The sequence below is a fragment of the Streptomyces sp. NPDC046727 genome (assembly GCF_040645635.1).
In the GTDB taxonomy this organism is placed as follows: domain Bacteria; phylum Actinomycetota; class Actinomycetes; order Streptomycetales; family Streptomycetaceae; genus Streptomyces.
In genome coordinates this window covers 204,299-223,897 of sequence record NZ_JBEYYR010000007.1, presented here as the reverse complement: position 1 = coordinate 223,897, position 19,599 = coordinate 204,299, and the positions used below count along the sequence as shown (strand labels likewise).

Sequence of the window (19,599 nt, the reverse complement as noted above, 5' to 3'; positions counted from 1 at the left end):
CCGGGGACTCAGGAAGGGTCCGGCGCCGGGGTTCCGTGCCCGCCGCTGTGGTCGAGTTCGTCGGCGAAGGCGCGCAGGGCGTCGGCCAGTTCCTTCTTGGTCGGCAGCTGGTCGACCTTCCTGTCCAGCTCCGTGATGCGCCGGTTCAGCTCGCCGAGGTCGACGGATCCGGTGGGCTCGGCCGTGGGGTCGGGGCTCGGATCGGTGCCGCCGTCGCCACCCGCGGAGGTGCCTCCGTCGACGAGGCCGCCGGTGCTGCCGGAGCCCGCGACGGAGCCGCCGTCCGTGCCGCCGCCGACCGTGCCCCCGGCGGTGCCGTCACCGTCGCCGGTGCCTCCGGTGGACGAGCCCCCGGCGGTCCCGTCACCGTCCCTGGTGCCCCCGGAGCCCCCCGTGTCCGTGTCCGCCGCGACGCCGTGCCCGGGGCGGGCGTGGTCGTCCGACGGTGCCGCGAGCGCCACGCCGACGCCGAGGGCCACCAGGGCCGCGGCCCCCGCGACGGCGACCGAGAGCCGTCTGAGCGGCAGCGGACGGGTGTGCGTGGATGCATCGCGAGGAGTCTGTGGTTCCTGTGCTTCTTGTGTGTCATCCATGGGCGGAGGCTAACCGTCGGTGATCGGCGGACGGGTGGCTTCCGTCGATCTCCTGGAACATCCGGGTCGCCCGCCAACGGCCGGGCGGGGCTGATGCGGATCGACGGGCTGGCCCCGTACTCCGCGACGGGGGCCTGAACGAGGTCCGAGAGTCCGACGCTCAGCGCGCCCTGCTCCGGTAGCGCCCCGGGGTGACCCCGACGAGCTTCTTGAAGTGCCGGGTGAGATGGGCCTGGTCGTAGAACCCGGTCGCCGACGCCACCGCGCCCGGCGCCAGCCCGTCCAGCAGCAGCCCCCGGGCGCGTCCGACCCGCCGTGACATGAGGTACTGGTGCGGGGCGATGCCGTACGCGCCGCTGAACGCCCGTACCAGATGCGCCGGATGGGCGTGCAGCAGCCGGCCGGCCTCCTCCAGCGAGATGCCGTCGAGCACGCGGGCGTCCAGCAACTCCCGCAGCTCACGGGCGAGTACCGGGTCGCGGCGCTCGTACGGCTCGGCCGCCCGGTGCCCCAGATGGTGGCGCAACATCCCGGCGACCAGGGTCAGCCTGCTCTCCGCCTCCAGCTCGTCACCGGGCCGGGCGAGGGCGGAGTGCAGCTGCCCGACGCGCAGCCGGAGCACCGGGTCCCGCAGGTCGGGCGTGTCCACGGCGGGGCCGATCAACTCGTCCCCGAGCCGGCTGCCGTCCAGGTAGAGCACCCGTTTGCGGAAGCCGTCCGGGGTCGCGGGGGAGCCGTTGTGCGGCACGTGCGGCGGCAGCAGCGACACGGTGTCGTGCGGGGTGCCGTGCTCATGCCGGTCCAGGTCGTACCGTACGGCCCCGGCGTCCACGATGAGCAGCGTCCAGGCCTCGTGGACGTGCATCGGATAGGCGTACTCGGTGAAACGGGCGTGGAACACCTCGGCGACGCCCGGAACGCGGGGACGCCACGCGGTGACTTCCCTCTCGCCGGCCATGCAAAAAACGTACAAGACCAGGCGTCGGGCGGACCGGCAGTCTCAGTCCATGAACACGGAACCCATCCGCTTCGACACGAAGATCGCCGTCCTGCTGCGCGAGGACCTGGAGCCCTGGCAGCGCCTGAACGTCACCGCGTTCCTGGTCAGCGGCCTCGGCGCGACGGCCCCCGAGGTGATCGGCGAGCCCTACGAGGACGCGGACGGGGTGCGGTACCTGCCCATGTTCCGCCAGCCGGTGCTGGTCTTCGAGGGCACGAAGGAGACCCTGAAGGCGGCCCACGGCAGGGCACTGACCCGTGCCCTGCCCTGCGCGGTGTTCACGGCGGACCTGTTCGCCACGGGCAACGACCGCGACAACCGCGCGGCGGTCCGGTCCGTCCCGACGGCCGAGCTGGACCTGGTGGGGCTGGCGGTGTACGGCCCGCGGAACGGCGTGGACAAGACCCTGAAGGGCGCCCGCATGCACCCGTGACCGCTGCCGTCGCCTATCCGAACATGCCGGGCACGTAGTCACCGGCGGGCTGCTGGACGATGACGTTCGCGCGGTTGTACGCGTTGATCAGGGCGATGAGGGCGACCAGGGCGGCGAGCTGCTCCTCGTCGTAGTGCTTGGCGGCGTTCGCCCAGGCCTCGTCCGTGACCCCGCCGGCCGCGTCGGCGATCCGGGTGCCCTGCTCGGCCAGCTCCAGGGCGGCCCGCTCGGCGTCGGAGAACACGGTGGCCTCGCGCCAGGCGGCGACGAGGTGCAGCCGCGTGGCGGTCTCGCCGGCCGCGGTGGCGTCCTTGGTGTGCATGTCGGTGCAGAAGGCGCACCCGTTGATCTGGCTGGCGCGGATCTTCACCAGCTCCTGGGTGGCGGCCGGCAGCGTGGAGTCCGAGATCACCTTGCCCGCGGCGTTGAAGTGCTTGAAGAGCTTGCCGACGACGGGGTTGGTGAAGAGGTTGAGCCGAGCGTCCATGATCTGCTCCTGCGTGGTTGCGGCTGCTGACACCTCTCTGACGGATGCGCTCGCCGGAATGTGACACGACGGCGTATGGCCTGGGCCACACTCATGGTCACCTCTTTCCGGTGAACCGAGACGCCCATATGGTGCACTAGTTCGAGTCGAACCCCTCGAACGAGGTACCCCACGTCAACCCTGCTTGACGTGATCAAGAACCTCAGGTGGGCCGCCCCAGCGGCCGCACTCCTCGTCGTCATCTTCACGGCAGCTGCTCCGGCCCAGGCGCGGGAGCGCTCCGCGCGGGCGTACACCTTCCCCCTCGCGGCGGCGGTCTCCGCACTCCCGGTCGCCGCCGAGGTGCGGGAGGGCTATCAGCGCACGAGCTTCAAGCACTGGAACGCGGGCCAGGACCCGACCGACGGCTGCAACACCCGAGCCGAGGTACTTCTCTCCGAGGCGGTCGACCCGCCCGAGATCCTCCCCGGCTGCAAGCTGTCCGGAGGGCGCTGGTGGTCGTACTACGACTCGAAGTGGATCACCTCGGCCTCCGCCCTGGACGTCGACCACATGGTGCCGCTGGCCGAGGCCTGGGACTCCGGGGCGTCGCAGTGGACGGCGGCGCGGCGCGAGGCCTACGCCAACGACCTCGACGCCCCGACCTCCCTCGTCGCCGTCTCGGCGGCCTCGAACCGCAGCAAGGCCGACCAGGACCCGGCCGAGTGGCTGCCCCCGACGGTCGAGGTCACCTGCCGCTACGTCTCGGAATGGGTCGGCACGAAGCTCCGCTGGGGCCTCACGGCCGACGCCACCGAACTGGAGGCCCTCGACCAACTGGCGGAGGCCTGCCCGGGCACGACGGTGACGTACGAGCCGGCTGACTAGGCCCTGACCGGACGGGAGGCCCCGGCCCGCGCCGGGGCCTCCACGGTGTAGCCCCGTCGGAGGCATGCCTCGTTTGCTTATGCAGAGGACGCGATATTCATGGCCCTACAGGCTCGGGGAGCAGGCAAGAGGTCCTTTGCGACCACGAAATTCTGGAGGCAGGCGTGACACAGCTGATCACTCCGACCAATCAGGTCAGTCCGGAGGAACTGTCCGACTACTACGCGAAGATCGCCCGTGCTCATTTCGACCTGCACAACGCACGCGGCCGGTTGGACTTCGGGGACACGACGGAACCGGCGGAGCCGCTTGCGGCGGCCGAGCGGGCCTCGGCCACCAGGTACGACGCCCAGACGAGCCTCTTCGGCGGCCTCGGCTTCGCCTTCCTCACGAACGTCAAGTCGCCGACGGCGATCGAGTTCAAGGGCGGAGGCGGCGGCCTCATCATCGGCGGGGGCGACACCTGGGGCTCTGCGTGGCTGAACTACCCGCCGGAGACCCTCGTCGGCTGGGAGTTCCGCTTCGAGGCGAACATCGGCGCGTCAACGGTCAACGTCAACTGGTGGGGCATGAGCGGCGAATACATCGGCTCGTTCGCCGGAGGCGGTATCTCCGGTGGCCTTGGCGTCGCCGGCGGGAAGGGGCAGATCGTACGCGCCTGACAACAAGCACAAAGGCCCCCACCAGCGGGCTGAACCGCAGGTAGGGGCCTTGATCATGCTGGGTTGCTCCTTGCCCTGGGTCTTGCCGGGGATCTTGGTCACCTGCGTTTTCACTGCTCAGAGCGGTATTCATGAGCGGCCGAGTGGTCGTCATTGGTCATCGTTAGCCACTGTCGAGCGTCCTCGGACGGCCCAGAGACGGCCCGGACGAAATCGATCTCGCGAACGTCTGCCAGAAGCCGGTCACTACTGCCTGGTATTTCTCTACTCTGTGGCCACCACGCGGGGTTGGGGAGCCGCCGCAGATGCAGGGGGTCAAAGTGCTGGTCGTTCTCATTGGGTTGGCTGTGGGTGCCGCATACGTGTGTCACGGAACGCCGCTCTTCGTCCCAGCCGTGATCGTCGCGATCTGCTCCTTCTGGTCTAACGGCGTCATGTCCAACTTCCGTCGCACGCACGAGGTCCCGCGCCTTGCAACGGCGGTGAGTCTGATCTGCTTCGTCCTCACGCTCGTCTTCGGCATCGCAGGTCTGGTCATCGGCTGAGCACTGGCCGCCGGCATCCCTCGCGCCCTCAGCTTGGGAAGCTGGTTGGTTCCCGGCTGTTCCCCATGGTTCCCCGTACGATCTGGCACGCAGCCGGCACGGCCTGTTGGTTCCGACCCCCTTCGGCGGTGGGTCGTTGCAAGGTGGATGTACAGCAACCAATGAGGGCGCTTGTGACCTGCTGGTCCGGCTAGCTCTGGGTCAGCGAAGCCGGCACCTCGGCGGTTGTCCCCGACTGAGCTGCCACTGTCATCGTTCCGATCCCCTCACGCGAAGCAGACCGTCCATGGCGATACGCGCCGCCGCCATGAAGGCATCGAGGCGATCATCCGGGTGAGAGCGGACCTGGAACACACTCCGCGTCGGGCCCGTGGGGACCTCGGCCGCCCCTTACCAACGCGGCCCACAAGGGTGGCTTCACCCTTTGCCTTAAGGGGCACATGGCCAGTGAGACCCACGGAGGTACCGAGATGAGTGCCGGAGAACGGGCCAAGGCAAAGGCCGAACAGATCGTCGGAAAGACCGTGCGGACGGCGGCCCACGCGATGCACAAGGAAACCCTCGCGGCGAAGGGGGCCGCTCTCGAAGCACGAGGCAAGATGCGGGGCAGGAAGGAACAGGCCAAGGGTTCCTTCAAACGCTGAGAGCGCTGCCACAGGCTTGAATCCGCCCCAGGACCGGCTGAAGCGCCCAAGGGGAGGGAAACAACCTCTTGCTTGGGCCTTCGGCGTTCAGAGCGGGCGGCAGGAATCGAACCCGCATAGCTAGTTCGGAAGATCGCGTATGCGGATTCGGAGCGCGACCGCTACCCAGCGGTCAGCCTCGGGTGTCGAGTACGCGTCGAACGATGCCAGCAGTGCTGGGCCCTCGCCGAGTACCTCGGCCACTCGGACCCGGGTCTGACCCTCCGCGTGTACGCACACCTCATGCCGTCCAGCCAGGAGCGCACCCGAAAAGCCGTGGCTGCCGTTTTCGAGGGCGCATACGCTCCCGTTCACTGAGGCAGGAGGGCGAGATGTCCGACGAGGAGTCCGCCGAGTACTACACGCTGCTCTGCGACGACCCGTCCCACGAGGTGGTGCTCGTCGACTGTGGGCCCCGCGAGATGGATGTGATCCTGGCAGTGCGCAAGGTGACCGGGCAGAGCTTGTGGCACAGCAGGGCCCTGGCGCGCCAAGCGCCCGTCACCCTCCTTGAGGGGCTGTCCGCGTACAGGGCCCAGTCCGCTGTCGCTGTGCTCCAGAGCGCCGGCGCCAGAGCGGAGTGGAGACAGGAGCCGGAGCCCGGAGAGCGCACGGCCCCCTCGCCCTGACGGCCCAGAGACGGCAGGGCGAGAGAAAAGCCCCCTCCCCGCGGAGAAACCGCAGGTAGGGGGCTTACTCGGGGGCGCTTACTTCTTCTTGCCCTGGTTCTTGACCGCCTCGATCGCGGCTGCCGCCGCCTCCGGGTCCAGGTACGTGCCGCCCGGGGTGAGCGGCTTGAAGTCGGCGTCCAGTTCGTAGGAGAGCGGGATGCCCGTCGGGATGTTCAGGCCCGCGATGTCGGCGTCGGAGATGCCGTCGAGGTGCTTGACCAGGGCGCGCAGGCTGTTGCCGTGGGCGGCGACCAGGACCGTGCGGCCGGCCAGCAGGTCGGGGACGATGCCGTCGTACCAGTAGGGGAGCATGCGGACGACGACGTCCTTGAGGCACTCGGTGCGCGGGCGCAGCTCCGGCGGGATCGTCGCGTAGCGGGCGTCGTGGGCCTGCGAGAACTCGGAGTCGTCCGACAGCGGCGGGGGCGGGGTGTCGTACGAGCGGCGCCAGAGCATGAACTGCTCCTCGCCGAACTCGGCCAGCGTCGCCGCCTTGTCCTTGCCCTGGAGGGCGCCGTAGTGGCGCTCGTTCAGCCGCCAGGAGCGGTGGACCGGGATCCAGTGGCGGTCCGCCGCCTCCAGCGCCAGCTGCGCGGTGCGGATCGCGCGCTTCTGGAGGGACGTGTGGACCACGTCGGGGAGAAGATCGGCGTCCTTCAGGAGCTCGCCACCGCGGACTGCCTCCTTCTCGCCCTTCTCGTTCAGGTTCACGTCCACCCAGCCGGTGAACAGGTTCTTCGCGTTCCACTCGCTCTCGCCGTGGCGGAGGAGGATCAGCTTGTACGGTGCGTCGGCCATGGTCCTGAGCCTACCTAAGGAACCTCGGGGCCGCGCCGGACCGGGGGCCATAGCACGCCCGGCCGTGCGCCGGCTGTGGCCCCACCCTTCCGTCCGCTAAATTCCGGTTAACTCTTCTACAACCTTTCGCCACATCCATCCGTCTGGTTATCGCCAGGAAGGTTCAGGCGTCAGGAAGAGGAGCACAGAACGTGACCGTGCGTTCCTTTGCGCGGCGGATGCGACCGCGGGTCGAGCGGAAGGCCGCCGAGCGGGTATGGCAGCTGCGCACCATGCGGCGGCGGCGCAAGGCTGCGGTCACGGATCCGGAGCTGCGCCCGGTCGCGGTCCGCGGCCAGCAGTTCTACGGCCGGGTCGTGGACCGGTTCAGCGCGGCCGAGGCAGCCGCCGAGAACCTCGATCTCGTCGTCGCCGCGCTGGAGCAGGAGGGGATCCCCTACTTCCTGGTGTCCTCCCGCACCCGGCACACGGTGGGCGTGAACGCCGTCGACCGCGAGCGGTTCCTCGCCGCGCTGGAGGCGCGCCACGCGGGTACGGCCGTGTTCATCGGCCGGCCCCTGCCCGGCGGCCAGCTCAAGCACCCCGCCCTGTTCCTGGACGGCGTCCTGCCCGCCGCCCTGCGCACGGCCCCCGTGCTGCGCGTCGGCGAGAACCACCTCGGCCCCGCCGGCCAGCTGCTCGCCGGGCCGGAGCTGGCGTGCGACGTCGAGTTCTGGGAGGACGGGGCCGAGCTGCTCGCCTCCGCCGACGGCCCCCGGCGGCTGGCCAAGGTGCAGCCGCAGGCATCGGCCGACGTCTTCGCCGAGTCGCTCGTCACGCCCCGTAACAACGGCGTGACCGACGTGCTGCCGGTGAGCGAGCAGAAGCCGGCCACCGTGCGGGTCGGCGAGCGGGAGCTGCCGAGCTTCGTCCCGCTCACCCTGCCGACGGTGAACCAGGTGACCTTCCCCGTGGACGTCGTCTACACGTGGGTGGACGGCGAGGAGCCGGCGATGCGGGCCAAGCGCGCCCGCTACCAGGACCGGGGCATCGCCGAGATCCTGGACAAGGAGACCAACGCCTCCCGCTACACCAGCCACGACGAGCTGAAGTACTCGCTGCGCTCGCTCGCGATGTACGCCGACTTCGTCCGGCACATCTACATCGTCACCGACGGCCAGAAGCCGCACTGGCTCGACGACACCGCCCCCGGGATCACGGTCGTCGACCACCGTGACATCTTCCCGGCGGACGTGCTGCCCGTCTTCAACTCGCACGCGATCGAGACCCGGCTGCACCACATACCCGGCCTGTCCGAGCACTACCTCTACTTCAACGACGACGTCTTCGTCGGCCGCCGCATCACCCCGGAGCACTTCTTCTTCGGCAGCGGCCTGATGAAGATCCCGGTGTCCCCGCTCAAGATCGGCGTCGGCAAGCCGCACGCCGAGGAGACGGCCACCAACTCCGCCAGCAAGAACGTACGGCGGCTGCTGCTGGAGAAGTTCGGGCGGATGACCACGAACAACTTCATGCACACCCCGCTGCCGCAGCAGCGCGGCGCGCTGCGGGCGCTGGAGGAGCTGTTCCCGCAGGACATCGCCCACACCACCGCGTCGCGCTTCCGCTCGCCGACCGACATCGCCATGACGGCGCCGCTGCTCTACCAGTACGCGCTGATGACCGGCCGTGGCGTGCCCGGCAAGTTCAGCTTCCGGTACGTGAACATCAGCCGGCCGGACGCCGGGCGGCGCCTGGCCGACCTGCGCCGCAACCGCCGCTTCGACTTCTTCTGCCTCAACGACGTCGACGTGCCGCCGGAGGAGCGGGAGCAGGTCAGCGTCCGGATGCACGAGTTCCTCGAGAACTACTTCCCCTTCCCGAGCCCCTTCGAGAAGCAGAGCTGACGGGCCGCGGCCATGGCCATCGACATCCGTCACCGGTTCGCGGCGGCGCCGCCGGGCCTGCGGGCCGTCCGGGGCCTGCTGCTGCGCCTGCGGCTGTGGCTGTCGGCCCGGCTCTGGGCGCTGCGCGCGGCCCCGGCCCGGCGCCGGCTGCGCGCCGCCGTCCCGGGTCTGCGCCGGGTGGCCTGCGGGCCGGTCCGGCTGTACGGGCGTACGGTCGCCGGGTACACCGCCGCGGATGCCGCCGCCGCCGACCTGGAGCTGGTCTGCGGACTGCTGGAGGCGGCCGGGGTCCCTTACTTCCTGGTTCCCGCCGAGCAGGGGCCCGGGGTGCCGCGGCCGGTGGTCGGGGTGGAGGAGTCGTACCGTGGCGCGGTCCTCGCCCGGGCCCGGCAGCACTTCGCCCGCAGTGCCGGGTACGTCGGTGCGGTGGGCCCGGACGGTGCTGTGACACGGGCGGTGCTGTGGGCCGACGGGAAGCTGCCGCGGGCGCTGCGCGGGGCCCCGGTGCTGCGGACCGGTGTGCTGCGGCTGGGGCCCGGCGGGCAGGTGCTCGGCGGTCCGGAGTCGGGCTGCGACATCGAGTTCTGGCGGTACGGCCGTGAGCTGGGCGGGGATCCCGCGTATCTCACCGTGCCCGGCACCAGGCTGCAGGACGACTTCGGGCCCGCGCTGGTCGCTCCGCGCCGCAATGCCGTCTCGGAGGTGCTGCCGGCCACGGCGTGGCAGGCGGCGGTACCGGGGGCGGGACAGCAGCCGGGGGCGGAGTCGGGGGTGGCGGCCGGGCAGTGGTCGGAGGTGTCGGCGGAGCAATGCCCCACGGTGCCGGCGGAGCCGCCGTCGGCCGCGGTCGCCGAGCGGCGGCGCGGCGTGCCCACGTTCGCGGCGTTCGCCGAGCCCGGCATCGACCAGGTGTGCTTCCCCGTCGACGCCGTTTACACCTGGGTCGACGGCGACGACCCGGCGATGGCCGTGAAGCGCCGCGCCCACCAGGTGCTCTCCGACAACGTCATCGCCCCGCGCGAGACCGGCGCCTCCCGCTACACCAGCCATGACGAGCTGAAGTACGCGCTGCGGTCGCTGGAGATGTACGCCGGCTTCGTCCGGCACGTCTACCTCGTCACCGACTCCCAGATCCCGGCCTGGCTGGACCCGGACGCGCCGGGCCTGACCGTGGTCGACCACCGGGACATCCTCCCGGCCGACGCGCTGCCCGTCTTCAACTCGCACGCGATAGAGAGCCGGCTGCACCACATCCCGGGCCTGTCCGAGCACTACCTGTACTTCAACGACGACGTCTTCATCAACCGCGCCGTGCGGGCGGAGCACTTCTTCCACGGCAACGGCATCGCCCGCATCCCGCTGTCCCCGCTCAAGCTCGGGGTGGGTGCCCCGCACCCGCTGGAGCCCGCGCCCAACTCCGCCGGGAAGAACGCCCGTGAGGTGATCCGGCGCTTCCACGGGCGGTACGTCACGCACAAGTCGCTGCACACCCCGCACCCCCAACTGATGTCCGTCATGCGGGAGATGGAGAGCCTCGGCATCGAGGAGCTGGAGCGGACGGCGTACTCACGGTTCCGGTCCACCGCCGATGTCGCTCCGGCGTCCACGCTCCACCACCACTGGGCGATCGCGACGGGCCGGGCCGTGCCGGCCGACTACCGGTTCCGGTACGTGCAGCTGGGCACGCCGGACATGCGGCGGCGGCTGGCCCGCCTCGCGGCCGGCGAGGACGTGGACTTCTTCTGCCTCAACGACGTGGACACCGCCCCGGCGGACCGGGCGGCGGCCCAGACGGCCATCCGCGCCTTCCTGGAGCGGAAGTACCCGTTCCAGAGCCGCTTCGAGCGGGCGACGCGAACCACCGCGTACCCGACCCGGCACCGCGCACCCCACGGCTCGATCGACGCCACCCGCTGACCGCACCCCGGCCGGCGCCGCCCGCCCCCACCCACCGGTCCCGTGACGATTGACGGCGTCTGTTAATTGAGTGGCGTTGCCGGCGCCCCCGTTCGTAAGGTGTGACCGCCGTTTGGGGCACTTACCGCCGTGGGGGATTCTCGATGCCATCAGCCAGTGTGAGACGTGCCGTCCGGGAATCCGTCTCCGGGCTGCCCCGGGAGTTCTGGTGGCTGTGGACCAGCACCCTCGTCAACCGGCTCGGCGCCTTCGTGGCCACGTTCATGGCTCTCTATCTCACACTCGACCGCGGCTACTCCGCCTCGTACGCCGGTCTCGTCGCCTCCCTGCACGGGCTCGGCGGGGTCGTCTCCTCGCTGGCCGGCGGGGTGATGGCCGACCGGCTCGGCAGGCGGCCCACCCTCCTGATCGCCCAGACCGGCACCGCCGCCTCCGTCGCCCTGCTCGGCTTCATGACCCAGCCCGCCGCCATCGCCGCCGTCGCCTTCCTCGTCGGCATGGCCTCCAACGCCTCCCGGCCGGCCGTGCAGGCGATGATGGCCGACATCGTGCGGCCCGAGGACCGGGTGCGGGCGTTCTCGCTCAACTACTGGGCCATCAACCTCGGGTTCGCCGTGTCGTCCATGGGGGCCGGGTTCATCGCCGAGGTCAGCTATCTCGCCGGGTTCCTGATCGAGGCCGGCATGACCCTGGCCTGCGCGGTCGTCGTCTTCGCCAGGATCCCGGAGTCCCGGCCCACGGCCACGGCCCGGCAGGCGGACGCGGACGTCAGCCTCGGCACGGTGCTGCGGGACGGCCGGTACATGGCCGTCGTCGGGCTGTCCTTCCTCGTCGCCCTGATCTTCCAGCAGGGCTCGGTCGGGCTGCCGGTGGCCATGGGCCGGGCCGGCTTCTCGCCCGCCGACTACGGCCTGGCCATCGCCGTCAACGGCATCCTGATCGTCGCACTCCAGATCCCCGTCACCCGGTTCATCGAACACCGCGACCCACGCACGCTCCTGATCGCCTCCTCGATCCTCGCCGGATACGGCTTCGGGCTCACCGCCTTCGCCGGATCCGTCGGCGTCTTCATGGTCACCGTGTGCGTGTGGACCCTCGCCGAGATCGTCAACGCCCCGACCCAGACCGGCCTGGTCGTCCGCCTCTCCCCGGTGCACGGCCGCGGGCGCTACCAGGGCATGTACACCCTGTCCTGGTCCGTCGCCGCCCTGGTCGCGCCCCTGATGTCGGGCGCGGTCATCGACCACCTGGGCGCGGAGTGGCTGTGGGGCATGTGCGCGGCGACCGGAACGGCGGCGGGGCTCGGGTACGCGGTCCTCATGCGAAGGCTGCCGAGGGAAGAGCCGGCCACCGCCGCCCCGAAGGCCGACGCGGGGACCGAGGTCCGTACGGCCTGAAGGGCGCGCATACCGTCGGCGAGTCGGTCGACCATTTGATTCCAATATTCACGAAATGCAATTGCCTGTGCATTCAGCATTTTTTCAATCATCTGTCCGCAGGGGCCCGGAAACCCTCCTAACAGGTGACCCGCATTCCCCCGAATGCTCCAAACCCCGCGTCCGGTGACCGTCGTTAGCTGACCGTGACGCGATTGGACTGGCTCCCGGCCGAAGATCACCCGACGACGCTGCTCCGCCCGTACGGCGAGGTGGACCGCACATCGTGCTCGGACCTTCTCGATGATTTTCTGACGAGAATCAACACGATGGAAAATGAATATTGGCGGGCGATGGCGGATCTGTACCGAGCATCCTGAGGCCGGGCGCGGAGGTTTACCGATGGACAGGATTCATTACGACACCGGGCTCTACGACCACACCTGGAGCATCCCGGAACCGGACATCGAGCCGACCGACTGGGACCCGGTCGAAGAACTGGCCCAGATACTGTCCACGCCGAACGTCGCGAACCCCGCTCCCGTCGTCCCGCCGGCCGTGCCGACCCAGCGCCGGGGCAGCCGCCGACGGCCCCGTCAGGACCATCTGCTCGACGGCGGCCGGCGCGTCACGCACATCACGCTGCTGATCGCGACGGTCTCGCTGTGCGCGGTGTGCATGCTGGGCTGGTCCGTCTGCTACTCGTACGGCCAGCTCCGCGGGATCGCCTGCTCGGTGCTGCCGCCGAGGCTGGCGCAGTACTGGCCGATGACGGTGTACGGCCCGTGGTTCGTGGCGGCGCTCTCCGTTCTGCGGGCCACCGCCCAGCGCCGGAGCGCCCGGCGGTCCTGGGGCATCGTGGTGGCCGCCTCCGCGATGGCCGTGGCGCTGTGCGTCAGCCACTCCTCCCATGCCCTGCTGTCGTTAGTGATCGTCGGAATCCCACCGGTCACCGCGCTGGTGTGTTTCTGGGAACTCGTCGGCCAGCTCCCGCCCCGGAGCCGCCCCCGGCACGCGACGCGCAGCGACCCGCCGGCCGACATCCCGTGACGCCGGGCCGCCGGTGCCCGTGAACGGACAGCCGGTGGATGCCCGTGGATCCCGTGGATCCCGTGGATGTGCAAAACGGCAGTTACTTTCCCCAGCCCGGGAAACTCGGTAGTCAGACATGGATGGATCACGCCGGTCGAGACTGCGCCGTGGGGTGATGAGCATGCGGCCCGAGGAATCCGGGACGTCCCCCGGTCACGGCATGCCGCCCGACGCGGAGGTGCGGCTACGGGTCAGTGAGACGCTGGCCGCCGCCGTACGGGGCGCCGATGACCCGCAGGCCGTGCCCGGCGCACTGTGCGCGGCCTGCGTACGGCTGCTGCCGGTCACCGGCGCCTCGGTGTCGATCTCCGGCGGCACCGGCGTCCGCGTGACCTGGTGCGCCAGCGACCGGGTCGCCGCCCGGCTGGCCGAGTTGCAGTACACCGTGGGCGACGGCCCCTGTCAGACCGCCCTCGACGACGGCGCCCCGGTCATCGCGGCCGACCTCACGCAGGGCCCCGACGTCGGCCGCTGGCCGATCTTCGCGCACGAGGCGGTGGGCCTCGGCGTCCGCGCCGTGTTCTCCCTGCCGCTCGGCGTCAACGGCGCCGCCATCGGCACGCTCGACCTGCACCGCGACCGGGCCGGCGGGATCACGGAGCCGGATCTGCGGACCGCGCTGTGCGTGCGGGACGCGGTCACCTGCTCCCTGATGAACCTCCAGGAGGACGCCGACGCGGAGGGCGGGGTGGCGTCCTGGGTGGCGGCCTCCGAGGCGGACCACACCGAGGTCTACCAGGCGGTCGGCATGGTGATGGTGCAGCTGGACATCGACCCCGAGCAGGCCCTGGACCGGCTGCGGGCCCGCGCCTACGCCGAGGGGCACACCGTCAGCCAGGCGGCCCGGGACGTCCTGGCCCGTCGGCTGACCTTCCGGCCGGAGGCGCACGACGGCGACGTCCGTTAGCGGCTCGCCGAGGGGCTCAGACGTGCAGCGGTACCGGATGCACCTCGTCCGCGCGGTGCCCGGCGCGTTCGTGGACGCGCTGGACGGCGTCGGCCGACGGACCCTCGGAGAGGCAGTAGACGATGCCGGACTCCGGGTCCGCCCAGGCGCTCTCGAAGTGCACGCCCTCCTCCTTCTCGACGGCGAGGTCGGCCCGGTGCGCCTCCAGCAGCTGATCGGCCGTGATCCCCTGCATCCCGCGGTGTACGTCCATGAACTTGGGCATGACCTCACACCTCCTTCCCGGCTGTCCTTCCCGCCCGCTCACGTCCATGCTGCGCCCGGCGGCCGGGATGGGCATCCGCTACGGCGCCCGGTACGCCGAAGGGCCGGCGCGAACCCCGTTCGCACCGGCCCCGGTCGGTGTTCAGCCGCACTGGCAGGGGTTGCCCGACTGGCACCCGCAGCCGCATCCCGAGCCGCAGCCGCACGCGCCGAACAACGGAAGGCTCTTGATCTCGGCGGGCTGCTCGGACTCGCGCTGCTGCGTGGGGTCGGGCGTGGTGCCGGGGGATTCGGCCATGGGTCCCTCCTAGACCTGTGGGCAGGGGTGCCCTCGCCCATGTCATGCCCGTTGTGCCGGGCGCATCAACGGCGCACGGAGGCGCCCGGCGGAACGAGCGGCGCGCGACCGCACCGGAAGCGCCCCGTCCGGGTGGCCGGGCCCCGGCCCTCCCCCGCGGGGGTCACGCGCCCTCGACGCCCGTCACCGGCTGGATGTCCGGCTGCAGCTCGTCCGCGTGCTCGCCGGTGACCAGGTAGACCACGCGCTTGGCGACGGCCACGGCGTGGTCGGCGTACCGCTCGTAGTAGCGGCCCAGCAGGGTGACGTCGACGGCCGTCTCGATGCCGTGCTTCCAGCGCTCGTCGATCAGGTGCTGGAAGAGGGTGCGGTGGAGGAGGTCCATCTCGTCGTCGTCCTGCTCCAGCTGCAGGGCGAGGTCGACGTCCTTGGTCACGATCACCTCGGCGGCCTTGGCCATCAGGCGCTGCGCGAGCTGGCCCATCTCGAGGATGGTGGCGTGCAGGTCGTGCGGAACAGCCCGCTCCGGGAAGCGCAGCCGGGTCAGCTTGGCCACGTGCTGGGCGAGGTCGCCGGAGCGCTCCAGGTCGGCGGACATACGGAGCGACGTGACCACTATCCGCAGGTCCGTCGCCACCGGCTGCTGCCGGGCCAGCAGGGCTATCGCCCGGGCCTCCAGGTCGTGCTGGAGTTCGTCGACCTTCTGGTCGGCCTCGATCACGCTCTCGGCCAGCTTCAGATCGGCGTCGAGGATGGCGGTCGTGGCGCGCCCGATCGCCGATCCGACCAGCCGGGCCATCTCCACCAGTCCGTCGCCGATCGAGTCCAGTTCCTCGTGGTACGCGTCCCGCATCAGGGTTCCCTCTCGTGCGTCATCGTCCGGGTATTCGTTAGGGGGTTTCGGGGGCCGTCCACATCACGCGTGCGCCCCCTGGCGAAACCGGCGGTACGAACCCCACGCTTCCACGCTGTGCCCCGTACGCGTCTGTTTCCGCCACCCCAAATGAATCAATACTGGCTGCAAGGTGAACTCTGGGCGACGAGTGTCGGAGCTCGCACCTCGACGGCTGTGGGCATGTCGCAGGGCATGCCTAACCTGGATGCATGGACGTGAACGCGGCGGTCGCCGCAGCGGCAGCGATCGCCGGGGTGCTCACCGGTGTCATCGCCATGCTGGCGTTCCGCTGGAGCGAACGCGACCAGAAGCGACCCACCAGGACTTCCTTGCACACCGACCCTGTACTCCCGCCCGGCGTGGACACCGTGCTCTCGGTGCTGCGCTCCTCCGCCGTCGTCCTCGACGAGGCCGACGCCGTGGTCAAGGCCAGCTCCGCCGCCTACGCCCTCGGGCTGGTGCGCGGCGGCAAGCTCTCCATCGAGCCGATGCTCCAGATGGCCCGCGACACCAGACGTGACGGAGAGATACGCCAGGTCGAGCTGGATCTCCCCCGGCGCGGCACCGGACGCGGCGAGGCCCTCGCGGTCTCCGCGCGGGTGGCCCCGCTCGGCTCCCGCCTGGTCCTGCTGCTGGTCGAGGACCTGACGGAGGCCCGCAGGATCGAGGCGGTCCGGCGCGACTTCGTGGCGAACGTCAGCCATGAGCTGAAGACGCCCGTCGGCGCGCTGTCCCTCCTCTCCGAGGCCGTCATGGACGCCTCCGACGATCCCGAGGCGGTCCAGCGCTTCGCCGGCCGGATGCAGATCGAGGCGACCCGGCTGACCAACCTGGTCCAGGAGCTGATCGACCTCTCCCGGGTGCAGAACGACGACCCGCTGGAGGACGCCGAGCCCGTCCGCGTGGACGAGCTGGTCGCCGAGGCCATCGACCGCTGCCGCCACCAGGCCGGTACGAAGCAGATCACCATGGCCGCCGGCGGCACGGCCGACCTGCACGTCTGGGGCAACCGGGGCCAGCTGGCCGCGGCCCTCGGCAACCTGGTCGAGAACGCCGTCAACTACTCACCGGCCCGCACCCGCGTGGGCATAGCCGCCCGCCGGGTCTCCGCGCCCGGCGGCGACATGATCGAGCTGGCCGTGACCGACCAGGGCATCGGCATCTCCGACAAGGACAAGGAGCGCATCTTCGAGCGCTTCTACCGCGTCGACCCGGCCCGCTCGCGGGCCACCGGCGGCACCGGTCTGGGTCTCGCGATCGTCAAGCACGTGGTCGCCTCGCACGGCGGGGAGGTCACGGTCTGGAGCGCCGAAGGCCAGGGCTCCACCTTCACCCTCAGACTGCCGGAGGCGGGCGCGGCCCGCGACCGCGCACAGCAGCACCCCGACCTCGAAGACGAGGCGGGCCCCGCCGACTCATCCCCGTACGAACCGCTTCCCGCCCCGGAGGTCCTTCCGTGACCCGAGTGCTCGTCGTCGAGGACGAGGAGTCCTTCTCCGACGCCCTGTCGTACATGCTCCGCAAGGAGGGCTTCGAGGTCGCCATCGCGGCGACCGGCCCCGACGGCCTGGACGAGTTCGAGCGCAACGGCGCCGACCTGGTCCTCCTCGACCTGATGCTGCCGGGCCTGCCCGGCACCGAGGTCTGCCGCCAGCTGCGCGGCCGCTCGAACGTCCCCGTGATCATGGTGACCGCGAAGGACAGCGAGATCGACAAGGTCGTCGGTCTCGAGATAGGAGCCGATGACTACGTCACCAAGCCGTTCTCCTCGCGCGAGCTGGTCGCCCGCATCCGGGCCGTCCTGCGCCGCCGCGGCGAGCCGGAGGAGGTCACCCCGGCCGCGCTGGAGGCCGGCCCGGTCCGCATGGACGTCGACCGTCACGTGGTCACCGTCGGCGGCTCCAAGGTCGACCTCCCGCTGAAGGAGTTCGACCTCCTGGAGATGCTGCTGCGCAACGCGGGCCGTGTCCTGACCCGTATGCAGCTCATCGACCGGGTCTGGGGGGCCGACTACGTCGGCGACACCAAGACCCTCGACGTCCACGTCAAGCGCCTCCGCGCCAAGATCGAGCCGGATCCCGGCGCGCCGCGGTACCTGGTGACGGTGCGGGGTCTGGGCTACAAGTTCGAGCCGTAAGCCGTACGACCGCACGCGCAGCCACGCCGAAGGGCGGCACCCCGTGAGGGGGTGCCGCCCTTCGGCGTACGGCTCGTCAGTGCTCGGAGGCCGACTGCGACGCGGAGTCGCTCGGGGTGACGGCCTGGCCGGAGGCGGAGTCCGACGGGGTCGTCTCGTGGCCGCCCTTCTCCGGCTTGCCGCTGCTGGAGGCGGAGGCGCCGGGGGCGCCCGTGGCGGAGGCCGACGCCGAGGCGGACGGGATCTCGGACGGGCCCCACTTGTCGAAGTAGCTGGTGGCCGGGACCACGAAGGCGCCCAGGGTCACCTTGCCGGTCTTGCTGAAGGTGAAGGTGATCTTCTGGGCGTTGCCGTCCTGGACGGCCTCACGGCCGCTGGGCAGCAGCGCGGACGCGTTGTTCTTGCCGCCGATGACCAGCGAGCCGCCGGCCGGGACCGTCAGGCTCTGGCCCTTGGCGGGCTTCAGCTGGGCGGACGTACCGCTCTCGTCGACGGTGATCGACTGGAGGGTCTGGTCGCTGCGGCCCGAGTTGAACAGGGTCGCGGAGATGACCGCGGGACCCGTCGCCTTCAGGTCGGGCTGGGTGATGACCACGGCGTTCTGGATCTTGATGTCCCCGACGCTGGTCGCCGCGTTGTCCGGCTTGATCTCCAGCGTCTGGGAGTCGTTGCCGGCGCCGCAGGCGGCGAGCGAGGCGATCGAGAAGACGATGGCGGAGGCGGCGAGGGCGCCGCGTCGAAGGCTGCTGCTCACGGCGGCGGCAACTCCTTGAACGCGCGGGCGGCTCCCCTGATAAAGCCACCCTAAGTGTCTGTCAGCGGCCTTAGGTTACCGAGCCGTTCCGGCGCCATCGCACCCGACCCTCCCCCGGGCCCGGGCTTCCCTCCAGGTGGGGGTACCCCGGCAGGGCGCAAGTGACGCCGCGGTCACATTGCGGGGCCCCTCGTCCGTCATTCACATAACGCGGCGGTGGCGCCCTCTGGGCCCTCTCTCGACGCCACTCGCGAAATGTGCCGGAAGGAATGCGCGAGCCTCCTCGATATTGATCACGGCGCACCCGTCCGGCAGTCGTTGATCAATTTCGGATTCGGCTCACATCGACCTCCGCTCACCGAACGGAGTAGCGGAAGTCGTACGCTTGAGACCAGACATATCGGGACGTTCCTCCACTTGGAGCGGCCTTCCAGGGTCTGTAACGTACGCGTTTCACCCCGCCCAGAGAGCCCCTCCGACCTGCGAATACCCGCTTCCGCGGACTCCCCGCAGCACGTTCCGGTTGCTGTTGTCAAGCCCCGAGATATGCCCTGACCTGCGAAAACGCCATTCAGAAGACGCCGTATCCGTGTTACCCTGGATAGCCACGGAAGGGGTACCTGTCACATGACGTTCAAGGTTGGCGACACCGTGGTCTATCCCCATCACGGGGCCGCGCTGATCGAGGCCATCGAAACTCGCCAGATCAAAGGCGTGGACAAGACCTACTTGGTGCTGAAGGTCGCCCAGGGTGACCTGACGGTACGTGTGCCAGCGGACAATGCGGAGTTCGTCGGCGTGCGTGATGTGGTCGGTCAGGACGGGCTGGACCGGGTCTTCGAGGTGCTGCGCGCACCGTACGCCGAGGAGCCCACGAACTGGTCCCGTCGCTACAAGGCAAACCTGGAGAAGCTCGCCTCCGGCGATGTCATCAAGGTCGCGGAAGTCGTGCGTGACCTGTGGCGTCGCGAGCGCGAGCGCGGTCTCTCCGCCGGTGAGAAGCGCATGCTCGCCAAGGCTCGCCAGATCCTGGTGAGCGAGCTGGCCCTCGCGGAGAACACGAACGAGGACAAGGCCGAGGCCCTGCTCGACGAGGTGCTCGCCTCCTGACGCGCAGCGGCAGCGAACCATCGCTTCCGGCACGCTCAGCACAGTGAAATGCCGCGGTGCCCGATGACACTCATTCTGTCGCCGGGCGCTGCGGCATGTTCGTCCCCGCAGCGGGTGCTTTACGGGAAACCTTGGATCGACCCCCCGATACTTGACGTGCCGGGCCCGGGCGGATGGCTCGACCAGGGTCACGGAAAGGGTCCGGTCAAGGCGTCGCGCCCGGC

The 19,599-nt window shown here is 70.3% G+C and carries 21 protein-coding genes and 1 pseudogene; 14 read left to right on the top strand and 8 right to left on the bottom strand.

All coding sequences use genetic code 11. The annotated features are described in order from the left end of the window. Positions 1 to 8: 8 nt before the first annotated feature. Positions 9 to 593 (bottom strand): hypothetical protein, encoded by a 585-nt coding sequence (locus ABZ937_RS11550; protein WP_361689193.1) that lies wholly within the window; start codon positions 591 to 593, stop codon positions 9 to 11. Between the two features lie 160 nt (positions 594 to 753). Further along, a complete protein-coding gene (locus ABZ937_RS11545) occupies positions 754 to 1,551 on the bottom strand; it encodes an AraC family transcriptional regulator (RefSeq protein WP_361689190.1) in 798 nt (265 codons plus the stop codon). Here ABZ937_RS11545 and ABZ937_RS11540 point away from each other — a divergent pair. Then, positions 1,550 to 2,026: a DUF2000 domain-containing protein gene (locus tag ABZ937_RS11540; protein ID WP_361689187.1), complete on the top strand. Its 477-nt coding sequence runs from the start codon at positions 1,550 to 1,552 to the stop codon at positions 2,024 to 2,026. The genes ABZ937_RS11545 and ABZ937_RS11540 overlap by 2 nt on opposite strands. Positions 2,027 to 2,039: 13 nt before the next feature. Here ABZ937_RS11540 and ABZ937_RS11535 read toward each other — a convergent pair whose 3' ends face one another. Then, on the bottom strand, positions 2,040 to 2,513 hold the full coding sequence (locus ABZ937_RS11535) for a carboxymuconolactone decarboxylase family protein (RefSeq protein WP_361689184.1): 474 nt from the start codon (positions 2,511 to 2,513) through the stop codon (positions 2,040 to 2,042). 189 nt (positions 2,514 to 2,702) lie between these two features. Here ABZ937_RS11535 and ABZ937_RS11530 point away from each other — a divergent pair, with 189 nt between their 5' ends. The 5 genes and pseudogenes from ABZ937_RS11530 to ABZ937_RS11510 all read left to right on the top strand — a co-directional run bounded on the left by ABZ937_RS11530 (position 2,703) and on the right by ABZ937_RS11510 (position 5,899). Further along, on the top strand, positions 2,703 to 3,380 hold the full coding sequence (locus ABZ937_RS11530; protein WP_361689181.1) for an HNH endonuclease family protein: 678 nt from the start codon (positions 2,703 to 2,705) through the stop codon (positions 3,378 to 3,380). Between the two features lie 164 nt (positions 3,381 to 3,544). After that, the gene (locus ABZ937_RS11525) at positions 3,545 to 4,042 is read left to right on the top strand and encodes a hypothetical protein (protein ID WP_361689178.1); all 498 of its coding nucleotides are present in this window, start codon (positions 3,545 to 3,547) and stop codon (positions 4,040 to 4,042) included. Between the two features lie 985 nt (positions 4,043 to 5,027). Further along, entirely contained in the window at positions 5,028 to 5,231 is a 204-nt protein-coding gene (locus tag ABZ937_RS11520; RefSeq protein WP_361689466.1) for a hypothetical protein, read from the top strand. Positions 5,232 to 5,450: 219 nt separating this feature from the next. Next, a pseudogene (locus ABZ937_RS11515) lies at positions 5,451 to 5,588 on the top strand (site-specific integrase); the annotation flags it as partial. Positions 5,589 to 5,602: 14 nt separating this feature from the next. After that, positions 5,603 to 5,899, top strand: coding sequence for a ribosomal protein L7/L12 (locus tag ABZ937_RS11510; RefSeq protein ID WP_361689175.1), 297 nt, complete (start codon positions 5,603 to 5,605; stop codon positions 5,897 to 5,899). Between the two features lie 78 nt (positions 5,900 to 5,977). Here ABZ937_RS11510 and ABZ937_RS11505 read toward each other — a convergent pair whose 3' ends face one another. Then, entirely contained in the window at positions 5,978 to 6,739 is a 762-nt protein-coding gene (locus ABZ937_RS11505; RefSeq protein ID WP_361689172.1) for a phosphoglyceromutase, read from the bottom strand. Between the two features lie 191 nt (positions 6,740 to 6,930). Here ABZ937_RS11505 and ABZ937_RS11500 point away from each other — a divergent pair, with 191 nt between their 5' ends. The 5 genes from ABZ937_RS11500 (at position 6,931) to ABZ937_RS11480 (ending at position 13,917) form a co-directional block, all read left to right on the top strand. Beyond that, entirely contained in the window at positions 6,931 to 8,625 is a 1,695-nt protein-coding gene (locus tag ABZ937_RS11500) for a stealth family protein (RefSeq protein WP_361689169.1), read from the top strand. Positions 8,626 to 8,637: 12 nt separating this feature from the next. After that, entirely contained in the window at positions 8,638 to 10,542 is a 1,905-nt protein-coding gene (locus tag ABZ937_RS11495; RefSeq protein WP_361689166.1) for a stealth family protein, read from the top strand. 143 nt (positions 10,543 to 10,685) lie between these two features. Then, the gene (locus ABZ937_RS11490) at positions 10,686 to 11,939 is read left to right on the top strand and encodes an MFS transporter (RefSeq protein WP_361689163.1); all 1,254 of its coding nucleotides are present in this window, start codon (positions 10,686 to 10,688) and stop codon (positions 11,937 to 11,939) included. Positions 11,940 to 12,320: 381 nt separating this feature from the next. Beyond that, a complete protein-coding gene (locus tag ABZ937_RS11485) occupies positions 12,321 to 12,968 on the top strand; it encodes a DUF2637 domain-containing protein (protein WP_361689161.1) in 648 nt (215 codons plus the stop codon). 163 nt (positions 12,969 to 13,131) lie between these two features. Beyond that, the gene (locus ABZ937_RS11480; protein ID WP_361689158.1) at positions 13,132 to 13,917 is read left to right on the top strand and encodes a GAF and ANTAR domain-containing protein; all 786 of its coding nucleotides are present in this window, start codon (positions 13,132 to 13,134) and stop codon (positions 13,915 to 13,917) included. Positions 13,918 to 13,933: 16 nt separating this feature from the next. Here ABZ937_RS11480 and ABZ937_RS11475 read toward each other — a convergent pair whose 3' ends face one another. The 3 genes from ABZ937_RS11475 to phoU form a co-directional block, all read right to left on the bottom strand. Continuing rightward, the gene (locus ABZ937_RS11475) at positions 13,934 to 14,182 is read right to left on the bottom strand and encodes an SCO4226 family nickel-binding protein (RefSeq protein WP_361689155.1); all 249 of its coding nucleotides are present in this window, start codon (positions 14,180 to 14,182) and stop codon (positions 13,934 to 13,936) included. Positions 14,183 to 14,323: 141 nt separating this feature from the next. After that, on the bottom strand, positions 14,324 to 14,479 hold the full coding sequence (locus ABZ937_RS11470; protein ID WP_361689152.1) for a hypothetical protein: 156 nt from the start codon (positions 14,477 to 14,479) through the stop codon (positions 14,324 to 14,326). Positions 14,480 to 14,642: 163 nt separating this feature from the next. Further along, positions 14,643 to 15,332 carry a phosphate signaling complex protein PhoU gene (phoU, locus tag ABZ937_RS11465; protein WP_361689149.1) on the bottom strand — a complete coding sequence of 230 codons (690 nt, stop codon included), beginning with the start codon at positions 15,330 to 15,332 and terminating at the stop codon, positions 14,643 to 14,645. 251 nt (positions 15,333 to 15,583) lie between these two features. Here phoU and ABZ937_RS11460 point away from each other — a divergent pair, with 251 nt between their 5' ends. Continuing rightward, a complete protein-coding gene (locus tag ABZ937_RS11460; RefSeq protein ID WP_361689146.1) occupies positions 15,584 to 16,834 on the top strand; it encodes an ATP-binding protein in 1,251 nt (416 codons plus the stop codon). After that, positions 16,831 to 17,511 (top strand): response regulator transcription factor, encoded by a 681-nt coding sequence (locus ABZ937_RS11455; RefSeq protein WP_161695606.1) that lies wholly within the window; start codon positions 16,831 to 16,833, stop codon positions 17,509 to 17,511. The genes ABZ937_RS11460 and ABZ937_RS11455 overlap by 4 nt, the downstream gene beginning before the upstream one ends. A 76-nt stretch (positions 17,512 to 17,587) precedes the next feature. On the opposite strand, the gene ABZ937_RS11450 is transcribed toward ABZ937_RS11455, so the two are convergent. Beyond that, entirely contained in the window at positions 17,588 to 18,265 is a 678-nt protein-coding gene (locus ABZ937_RS11450; RefSeq protein WP_361689142.1) for a DUF461 domain-containing protein, read from the bottom strand. Between the two features lie 627 nt (positions 18,266 to 18,892). Between ABZ937_RS11450 and ABZ937_RS11445 the strand changes: the two genes are divergently transcribed. Then, positions 18,893 to 19,375 (top strand): CarD family transcriptional regulator, encoded by a 483-nt coding sequence (locus ABZ937_RS11445; protein ID WP_003953493.1) that lies wholly within the window; start codon positions 18,893 to 18,895, stop codon positions 19,373 to 19,375. The last annotated feature ends 224 nt before the right edge of the window (positions 19,376 to 19,599 follow it).